Consider the following 9,523-nt stretch of genomic DNA (forward strand, 5'->3'; position numbering starts at 1 on the left):
GAGACGTCCCGCGCCAACGGCCCCATCGACCAGCCATCACCCGCAATGTGATGCACCACCACCACGAGCACATGCTCATCCGGACCCACCCCGAACAGGCTCGCCCGCAGCGGAATCTCAGCACTCAGATCGAAGGCATACCGGACCGCCTCCAACACCGCACCGCCGAGCTCGTCCTCACTCACCTCGGTGACGGCCAGCTCGAAGCCACACTCCTCCACCGACAGGATCTGCTGATACGGCTCCCCGTCCGCCACCGGAAACACCGTCCGCAGCACCTCATGCCGCCCCAGCACATCCAACAGCGCGCGCTCCAACGCCCGCCGGTCCAGCCCACCCGACAACCGCACCGCCATCGGAATGTTGTACGTCGCGCTGGGACCCTCCAACTGCCCGATGAACCACAACCGGCGCTGCGCATACGACAACGGGATCATCGGAATTCCTCCTGTTTACAAAAAACCGCGGCAGGGCTCACACCGCGTCTCAGATAGGGCGAACCCTCAGGGGCAACTTGTAATCGAGGCAAGTAAGAACCGAACTGGCAGGTCCATCATCGAATGCACTTACTCTCCATGCAGCCAGTTCATTTCGACCACTCCCCGGCCAGGCAGCGACGACCTGCCGGTCGACCACAAAGGTTCATGCGGCAGCCTCGGGCGGACCCAGTTCACCATGGGCCAGTCCGCATGCCCAATCAATCCTGGTGATCAGCGCCCCCCATGTTCAACTGCGCTCCGGCAGCAGTTGAACATGGAAGTGCGGGCCTCGGAGACATGTCGCAGTGCGCGATCCGACGAATTCGGAATTCACACTCCGACACCACACAGTCTCAAGGCCCGCGTCTGTACGGTCAACAGTGGATCTTCGAACAGGCGGCGTTGGTGCGGCGGACGGCTCGTTCACCTTCACCGCCTCGCTCGCCGGCTTATCCAGTCGCCGCCTGCGGGCGCGCGCCCGGGCCGGCGGTCAGCCGGACCGGCAGCGTCTCGGGGCCGTTGACGACGATCGACGTCAGGCGGGTCGGTGTGTCCACGAGTTCGATCTGCATGTCGCGGTGCAACAACTCGTGGTACAGCATCCGCAATTCGGTCCGGGCCAGCACGCTTCCCAGACAGAAATGCTCACCGAAACCCAGGGCCAGATGCCGGTTCGGCTTGCGGCGGATGTCGAACTCGTCGGGACGGTCGAAGATGCTCTCGTCGCGGTTCGCGGACGGCAGCCACAGCGTGACGCGGTCACCTGCGGCCACTTGGTTCCCGTGGATCTCTATGGGGCGCACCGCGGTGCGCATGATGTGCGTCGCGGTGGACGTCCAGCGGAGCACCTCCTCCACCGCCGAGGGCAGCAGCTCCGGCTCTTTCGCCAGCGCCTCCCACTGGTCCCGGTGCTCCAGGAACGCCAGCATGCCGCCGGCTGCCGCGATTCGCGTATTCTCCGTGCCGCCGACCAGCAGGTTGTCACAGTTGAGGAGGATGTCGTCCGGGGTCAGCCGCACCCCGTCGATTTCGGCCGTAGCCAGAATGCTCACCAGGTCGTCGCCTGGATTCGCCGCCTTCGCCGCCTGCAGTTCCTCGAAGTAGCTCATGATGTCCAGATGGGCGAACCTCTGGGTCAGCGGATCGCTGGCCCCGAACGCCTGACTGGTGAGCTTGAACAGGTGGTCCCAGTCGGAGCTGGGCACGCCCATCATGCGGCAGATCACGTACAGCGGCACACGGGCGGCGACGTCTGTCACGAAGTCGCACGTCCCCGACTCCAGGGCCTCGTCCACGACCCGACGGGTGACCTCCGTCATCTCCGGTTCGAAGCCCCGCACTGAGCGGAGCGCGAACCACTCGTCGACCAGCCCCCTGAGCTGCCGGTGCCGCGGTGCGTCCGTCAACGCCAGCGTGCGCCCGCCGCCCGGATCCTCCCCGTGCTCGGCCGGCCGCAGCAGAATTCCCCTTGCGGAGCTGAAGGTCGCCGCATCGCGGTAGACCGTCCGTATGTCTTCGTATCGGGTGAGCGCCCAGAACCCGGGAAGTTCGGTGGGCGGATGCCAGTAGACCGGGGCATTCGCACGCAGCCAGCGCCACTGCTCAAAGGGGTCGCCGTCCGCATACAGCGCGGGATCCACCAGATTGATCCGGGGTGCCTTCTGAGACGAATCACCCTGCATGCGGGCACCTCTCCAAATGCGCTCGAGTTCGAGAACCGGTAATTAGCAGAAACGGCGACTGGCCGCAGGAAACGTACGCTGGCACGCTAGGCGCTGGAACGTCAAGGTCGCCCGCATTTCGGAACCGCGACATAAGAAAACAGGGAAACGAACCCAGCGCATTCGAAGGTCACTCGCGCCGTGTTCGCTCCCCTGCCGTAGCGAAATCTATGCTCTAGGCGCTAACGAACTGGCTCCTCGTTGAGGGGAGTCACCGACAATACGGCTGTCCAGTTCACTGGCGAACTCCGTCCAGGTCTCGGCGTACTGCCGGGCAAGATCGACGATGATCCCACCGCAGTGCGAGGGAACGGCAGCAGCCAATCTCGCCCAGCGCTGTTCGACCATGGCATTCTGCTGCAGAACCCTGAGAAGGTGCCGCCCTTCCTCTTTGTGCCGCAGCGACGGATCACGCAGGAGCCGCTCCACCAAGGAGGCGGGATCCGGTTGGATGTGCCGCACTTTCCGTCCGGCACTCTGCTCGGTCAACTGCTGAGGAAGCGTTGCAACAGACTCTTCAGCTTCGTCCCTGGACGCTTGGGGTCTTCGCTCAGGCAGCGGGGACTCGCCGGACAGCAGCCGCTTCTTGACATCGCTCACCGTCGCCGGCGAGATACCGGCGCGCCTCGCCACCTCGCGCAGCGACGCCTGCGGATTCTCCGCAACCAGCTCAGCGGCGCGCTTCCTGCCCTCCTCACTGTTCAGCGGGCGCACCTTGCCGTCCCGGCCGATACGCGCCCGCACCGACGGAGTGTCGAGCGCGCTGCGTCTGACCGCGGCGACGGCCTTCGCTCCCAGGCCCGCGACCCGTGCTATCGCACGGTCCGACATCTCAGGGTGGGAAGAGATGATCCGCGCGGCTGCGACCCGGCGGTCTTCCCTGGAAAGCGGAAGACCGTGCGTGACATTCGCCTGCACCGCCCGCAGGAACGCGTCGTCGGCAGTGCCGTCGAACAACTCGGCATCGATCGTCTCATCGCCCTTCAGGAAGGCAGCCATGAGCCGATGAAGCCCGTCGATCACCCTCATGCTCCGCCGATGTACGAGGATGGGCGGAAGTTTGGTGTCCAGCTCCACCAGCCGCGCGACGTGATCCGCATCATGACCTCCAAGGCGAGGGGAATCACCGGGAAGTAGTAACGAAATGGGAACCGATATGATCGCTCGCTCGCTACTCCCGGCAGTCGATGCCGATTCGGCCAGGTCGGCACTCCCACCTTTCGGCTTGGATTTTAAAAGATCGATCGTATCGTATCGTCTCATGCTTACTCCCCCGCCCGGAATTGACGATAAGCATCACTTGCTGCGAAATGCTTTCACAGATGGAACAACCGCACCCGTCACTACCTACGGGCATGCACGAATTAGCATTCGGGGTATTCGGGGCATTCGAGCGGAATGCGAAGCAGGATTACAGCGGCCCCACTCCCCGTGGGCGACAAATACCCCATCGCAATCGAATGCGCCGAAATCGAGCACCACACTCACCCCGCACCGCGCACGCGGTCGCCACACGGGTCGGCGACCCGTCTCCCCTGACAGCGCTGCTCCGCGAGTCCACGGAGGCATCCAACTCCCGTTCGAACACGATCACATGGTCCGTCGTCCGCGCGGATCTGTCGAGGGTTGGCGTCGCTTCGCTCCTTCGGGTCCGTGGCGGGATATCGCGCTTACCGGACGATCAACCTCCAATCTCGCAATCTACTCCATAGTGGGAACGAATCATCCGCAAGCGCCACAGGGGCGATCCCCCTTGTGCCGCATGGGCGTTGGCGTTCAACTGCGGCATGGGAGCACTTGAACGCCATCCAGCGAGGGCTCCCGAACGAGAGGGTCTGAATGCCGTAAGCACCGGGCTGCCGGGGCCCGTCACCGGAGTCGGTAATCAATGCGGCCCGCACCACCGGGGCCGAGGTTGAGAACTCTCATAGCGTGGACACCCGCAGCGAGAAGGCTGGGGCAACCTTCGAAAAGGCGGTTGAATTCCACATTGATATCTGATAATGACCTTGCGAGGAAGCCGGGCCATGCCCTCCCCAAGGGGTGACTAGTGATGTTCCAGGCCGGCGGGATCGGTTCGGGCTCCATCTCGCTGGTGGTCTTATGGGCGGCCAGATCCTTCTCCAGGCACGTGTCGCCCAGGGCTCGATCATGGTGGACGATGGAGCTGTCGACATGCTCGGGTTGCGAATTGGCGCTTCGGATCGCACTGAGAGCCCCGTCAGGTGAGCGTGCCGTGACACCTCTTCGGCACCCCGGCTGTCCGAGAGTCGTTTGGTCACACACTGCTCCGCCCCGTTCAACGGACCCTCGCGCCTGCCAAGGCATCGAGTAGCTCGATGGCCTCACGGCGACTCAACAGCTCGTGGAATCGCTCGTTGCGGAAGCTCCGCAGGCATGCGTAACAGCTGCTTTCCAGGCCGCACTCGCAGGCGCTCACGCGGGAGAGCGCGGCCTCTACGACCCGGTCGAGATGATCTCCGATCCGGACCACGTTCCCCGCGCCGCCCGGTGTGGTGTCGAAGAGCAGCAGCGACGGCATTCCGTCGGTGCCCGTGTGGACCGTGCCGTCGATGTCGTCTCGGCTGATCTCCAGGTGGGTCGCCGCGCCTTCCAGCAGGGCGTAGACGCCGGAACGCAGACGTTCCTGCGGTGCTGAGAGGGCGGTGAACGGGTCGAGGTGGACCTGGAGGAAGTCGGTCTGATAGCGGTGCGCGAGAGAGACGACCCGCAACGGACCGGTGCATTGGGCGTCCTTTAACAGGTGCGGGTGACCCGCACGCCGGTTGCCCGCCCGGGCGTGCGGACGGCCCCAGCCGCACCAGTCGCAGATCTCGTAGCCTGCGCCGCCCGGCCCCTCCGCGACGACGACCATCTCGCCCCGTGCTCCCGCCGGCCAGGCCGTGGTGTGCCCGGAGGCGAAAGCCGTCACCCCGTCCCGTACGTCGGCGGTGGCGGTGGACATGTGGACGTCGCCGTACCAGGACCGTCGCGGCGGGGCCTGCCCCGGCCGACGCTGGGCCCCGCGTGCGGCCACGAAGCCGTAGACGGGCTCGATGTACCGGCGCGGAGCGGTGGTGGACACCGCGCCGCAGGCCGTGCAGGTGGGATCCACGGGCTCGGTGGCCTCCCCGTAGCGCCCGCAGGCGCCGCACACCGTGTAGTGACGGCTCACCAGTTCGCGGTCGGGCAGGCGGTAGACGCCTGCGGAGGACCACAGGCGGCCGCCGGCCACGATCTCGGCACCCGGCGCGTACTCATGGACGGCGGCACTCAGGTCGCGGGTGAGTTCGAGTTGGCCGGCGACGGCGCCGCCGTCCTGCGGGATGCGCAGTTCGACGGTGTCCACGGGGAATCCGTACTTGGGGAGTACATTGCGGTTGGCGAACACGCCGAGCAAGTCGCGCTTCGTCAGGGTGTGGATGACCTTCTGGTACACCTCCGCCAGCCGGTACTTGCGGGTGGCGGCCGCCTGGTCACGGCGTTCGCTGTAGGCGATGACGTCCTGGTCGAGGATCTGCTGCGCGGCCCTCAGAAGACGGTCCAGTTCGCCGACCCAAGCGTCCGTTTCCACACCGATCTCGTCCTGGACGTTCTCGGGAAGAACCCTGCGGAGAGAGGTGGTGACGCTGCCCGGAACAGGCGTCAGCCAGTCGCGCACGGCGTGGGCAGCGATCTCTCCGGTGGTGTCGTCGGGCAGGAAGAACTCGCCCGCCGTACGCCAGATGCGGCGCCGTTCCTCCTTCATGGCGCGGAAGAAGGCGGCGAGGGCGATGGAGTGGGCGTGGCGGCGGTCGATCCGAACGTTGTCGACGGGGACGATCGGGGCCCGGACCTCCCCTGCGCGGATCATCCGTTGGGGTTCCGAGTACCGCGAGAGGTCGTGGGGGCGTCGCTGGGCGTAGGTGAGGACAAGGGCGGCGGAGTCCGCACGCCGCCCGGCCCGCCCAGCCCTCTGCACATAGTTGGCCGTGGAGGGTGGCATGTTGCGCAGGACGACGGCCTGCAACTCCGACGTCTACGCCGAGTTCGAAGGTGGTGGAACAGGACAGGGCGTTGACCTGCCCGCGGACGAACTCGCCCTGGATCTCCGCGGCCTTCTCGTCGGTCCACTGCGCTGTGTGTTCCTGGGCTCGCGTCGGGACGGGGTCGAAGGTGAGGTAGAGGCGGCGGAGGTGGCCGCCGTCCGACTCGTTGGTGGGCTTGTACTCCTCAAGGCGGCCGGTACAGCGCAGTGTCGGGCAGACTCCCCGCACAGACACGGCGACCACGCGGCGGCAGCGGTCACATGCGTGGAGGGGTTCGCTTTCCACGGTGACGGGCCGCAGCCGGAGCCAGGCATGGTCGAGGCGGCGGACCGCGCCGATCCCGGGCTGACTCTCCCCCGGCAGCCAGTCGGCGAGGTGTCCGGTGCTGAGGTCGGTCCATAGGCGGCTCAGTGTCTCCAGCGCGGCGGCTCGCCGGTCACCCGGGTGACCGAGTGCGTCGAGCACCCGCTCCAGGTAGTCGACGCGGCGGTTTGACACGCCCGCGGCGCTGGGCAGCCAGCTGATCACCTTCCGCGCGGGGTCGGACCCTTTGGAGCGGACCCACACGGGTCCGCGGCGGGGAGCGAACACCTCGTCGCCCGCGTCCACGTCCTCGGGCATGGTGAGGGCACCCTGATTGCGCACGGTGCGCAGCAGTTCCTGCACCAGCCGCCAGGCGTCGTCGTCCGTCAGGCCCAGGGAGGTCAGGGTGGAGGGTGGCTGCCAGAAGGGCTCACGGTCGAGGTCGACACGGAGCAGGCCGGGGTGGATCTTCAGCTGCACGATCTGCTGGTCCATGGGGAGCCTTCCGGTCGGACACACCGAGGCGAACATAGGCACGGGTGCGAGGGTGTCCCCAGGTGGCGGGGGCCATTGGAGGTAGGGGGCCACCGTCGGGCAGGTGCGGGCCAGGGCCTGTCCGGCCCGGCTCGGCTCCCCTCCGACGCGGCCCGAACATCCCCTGAAATGAAATGGCCCTACTTCCCCACTGATGCGCCAGGGCCTACAGTTGCCGCTTGCCTACGGGCCACCGTTTACGAACGCACGGCCCACGGGCCGTTCTGACTCCGGGAGTCTTCGTGATCACCCTGACACCGACGGAACGCGACATTCACCGTGTCCTGAGCACCCGCGCACGAGAGGCCGACCTGGCGAAGCCGCGCGCAGCGTGCCTGACGTACAAGGAACTGGGACTGCTGATCGACCCCGAGGGTCACCACAGCGGTATGAGTCGGCCGCCCTTCCGCACGCTGTTCCCGGCGCTCGGGCACGTCAGCATGTACGAGGTGGAGCACGGTAGGCCCATGCTCTCGGCTCTGGTCGTGGCACAGGACTCGCGGGTTCCCGGCCCGGGGTTCGTGGAACTGGCCCGGCATCTCCAACTGCCGGTGAACGACCCCGACACCTACTGGGACGACGAACTGGTCGAGGTCGTCCGCTTCTGGTCCGCGCACGACCCGGTACTGCTCCTGGACGCCGCCGTCGACCGGCTCATGAGCGAGCTCGGTGCGATCAAGGCAGCTGTACGGCGCCTCGGCGGAGCGTAGGCCCCCGAGCCCCGAGCCCCCGAACCCTGCCTGCCGTACGCCCCGTCCTGTTACCAGCGCCTCGGAGTCCAGCCCGGTGTTCCGTACCCGTCATACCCTCGCCACCACACTGCTGATGGTCTCGGCACTCACGCTCGCCGGCTGCGGAAGCGATGACGACGCTTCGACCGGGACCGCCTCGTCGACCGCCGAGGAAGCGGGCGCACGCTCAGCCGAGCCGGACGAACCCGAGGCGGCCGAGCCCGCCGCGGACGACGACACGTCGGTCGTCGACTTCCTCCGTACCGCTGATGTGGACGACGCACTGGTGAACCGGCTCGGCGAGGTCGGTGACGCCAATGGTTACGGCCTGGGCGTGGATGTCGCGACCGACCTGGAGGCCCGGCGCAGGCTGGCGAGCACGCAGGTCGAGACGTGCCGGAACGTGGCCGTGGGACACCGCACCTGGGAAGGGCTCCAGGCCTCGGACGTGAGCGCGGGCGCGTCCGAGGAGCAGGCTGCCGCGATGGCGGACTTCCTGCGGGAGGAGTTCTGCCCCCATGTCGCCCCCTACGAAGAGGCCGCACTGCCGAAGCAGACGCTGGGCGGCCCCGCCCAGGACCCTCGGGGCGGACGGGGTCTCGCCTCCCCGCTGTCGTGGTGGGAGGCCCGCTACCAGCGGGTCTCCTGGTCCAAGGCCTGCGCCACCCAGACGGGGCAGCCGACGGGAGAGCCCGTCGCCTACCGGCTCTCCGACGACGCCGTCGTCTGCGCCACCGTGCCGCCGGCGAAAAGCCTCAAGAAGCACCTCATCAACGTGGACGTCGTGTTCGCCTCGCCGGTCGGCGAGGCCCGGGCCCGTGACGCCGTGCTCGCCCTTCTCCCGTCCGACGCCTCGGCGGACGAGGAGACCGAGGGAATCAACGCCGACTGGTCGTATCTGGAGGGCGGCTGTCTGAACGTCAACTTCGGTAGCGAGCGGCTGGAAAGCGTGGTCGCCGAGGTCAAGAAGGACGCCGAACCATGGGCACACGCCATCTACTACTCCGACGGCGCGACCGACGACGGAGCGGTGGGCGCCTACACCGGGAAGGTCAAGCAGATCCTGCTCTCCACGGGCGCGAACGAGCCGGGGCTCACCGGCGACCTCACGTGCTGACCCACCTCAGCCACACCACCGACGCCGCACGGGCCGCCCTTCTCACAGACCGGCCCGCGCCAGCAGGGCCGTCGGCGCCCCCGGCTTGACCTTCTGCACCGGCCGCATGTCCCTCACAGGGGGCGCAACGGTGCGCTGTGAGGTCAGCGCCGGTGCGCTCATGGGCAAGGCGGGTCGGATTTCCGGAACTAGCGTGCTGGGCGGAGTACCCGCGGTGAGAGAACCCGCGTTTCAGCACGACACTTCAGGAGAGTCACATGTCCGACGCCGCCCTTCCGGTTCAGCCGGTCCTGGAGCCCGCGGCCGCCGCGTTCGCCGAGGCGACCGCGAATCCGCCGTACCTCTTCGACCTCCCGCCCGCGGAGGGCCGCAAGGCGGTCGACGAGGTGCAGTCCGGCGAGATCGACAAGCCGGAGACCGACGAGGAGTGGATCACCGTCCAGGGCGGTCCGACGGGCAGTGTCCGGGCGCGGATCGTCAAGCCCGCCGGTGCCTCCGGCACCCTGCCGGTGATCATCTACATCCACGGCGCGGGCTGGGTGTTCGGCAACGCCCACACCCACGACCGGCTGGTGCGCGAACTCGCCGTGGGCGCGGGGGCCGCCGTGGT

The 9,523-nt window shown here is 67.3% G+C and carries 8 protein-coding genes; 4 read left to right on the top strand and 4 right to left on the bottom strand.

From position 1 onward, the window contains the following. The 4 genes from KUM49_RS13710 to KUM49_RS13725 all read right to left on the bottom strand — a co-directional run. Positions 1–437, bottom strand: a 437-nt coding sequence (locus KUM49_RS13710) for a condensation domain-containing protein (protein ID WP_217237086.1), incomplete at its 3' end; no start/stop codon positions are given. A 491-nt stretch (positions 438–928) separates the two neighbouring features. Next, a complete protein-coding gene (locus KUM49_RS13715; protein ID WP_217237087.1) occupies positions 929–2,161 on the bottom strand; it encodes a cytochrome P450 in 1,233 nt (410 codons plus the stop codon). 207 nt (positions 2,162–2,368) lie between these two features. Then, complete coding sequence (locus KUM49_RS13720) at positions 2,369–3,463, bottom strand: transcriptional regulator (RefSeq protein ID WP_254401198.1); 1,095 nt, start codon at positions 3,461–3,463, stop codon at positions 2,369–2,371. 1,036 nt (positions 3,464–4,499) lie between these two features. Further along, positions 4,500–6,185, bottom strand: a complete 1,686-nt coding sequence (locus KUM49_RS13725) for a DUF1998 domain-containing protein (RefSeq protein ID WP_254401199.1) — start codon at positions 6,183–6,185, stop codon at positions 4,500–4,502. Between KUM49_RS13725 and KUM49_RS48275 the strand changes: the two genes are divergently transcribed. The 4 genes from KUM49_RS48275 to KUM49_RS13740 all read left to right on the top strand — a co-directional run. Beyond that, a complete protein-coding gene (locus tag KUM49_RS48275) occupies positions 6,184–6,630 on the top strand; it encodes a hypothetical protein (RefSeq protein ID WP_254401200.1) in 447 nt (148 codons plus the stop codon). The genes KUM49_RS13725 and KUM49_RS48275 overlap by 2 nt on opposite strands. Positions 6,631–7,307: 677 nt before the next feature. Next, positions 7,308–7,775, top strand: a complete 468-nt coding sequence (locus KUM49_RS13730; protein ID WP_217237088.1) for a hypothetical protein — start codon at positions 7,308–7,310, stop codon at positions 7,773–7,775. A 76-nt stretch (positions 7,776–7,851) separates the two neighbouring features. Further along, positions 7,852–8,913, top strand: a complete 1,062-nt coding sequence (locus KUM49_RS13735; protein ID WP_217237089.1) for a hypothetical protein — start codon at positions 7,852–7,854, stop codon at positions 8,911–8,913. Positions 8,914–9,170: 257 nt separating this feature from the next. Further along, positions 9,171–9,523, top strand: a 353-nt coding sequence (locus KUM49_RS13740; protein ID WP_217237090.1) for an alpha/beta hydrolase, incomplete at its 3' end; no start/stop codon positions are given.

Origin of the sequence: Streptomyces sp. AC555_RSS877 (genome assembly GCF_019049245.1) — a bacterium.
Classification (GTDB): Bacteria; Actinomycetota; Actinomycetes; order Streptomycetales; family Streptomycetaceae; genus Streptomyces.

What these genes read in the sequence shown, in the direction of transcription:
- KUM49_RS13715 (WP_217237087.1), bottom strand. Translation starts at nt 2,161, where the DNA reads ATGCAGGGTGATTCGTCTCAGAAGGCACCCCGGATCAATCTGGTGGAT.
- KUM49_RS48275 (WP_254401200.1), top strand. Translation starts at nt 6,184, where the DNA reads ATGTTGCGCAGGACGACGGCCTGCAACTCCGACGTCTACGCCGAGTTC.
- KUM49_RS13725 (WP_254401199.1), bottom strand. Translation starts at nt 6,185, where the DNA reads ATGCCACCCTCCACGGCCAACTATGTGCAGAGGGCTGGGCGGGCCGGG.
- KUM49_RS13720 (WP_254401198.1), bottom strand. Translation starts at nt 3,463, where the DNA reads ATGAGACGATACGATACGATCGATCTTTTAAAATCCAAGCCGAAAGGT.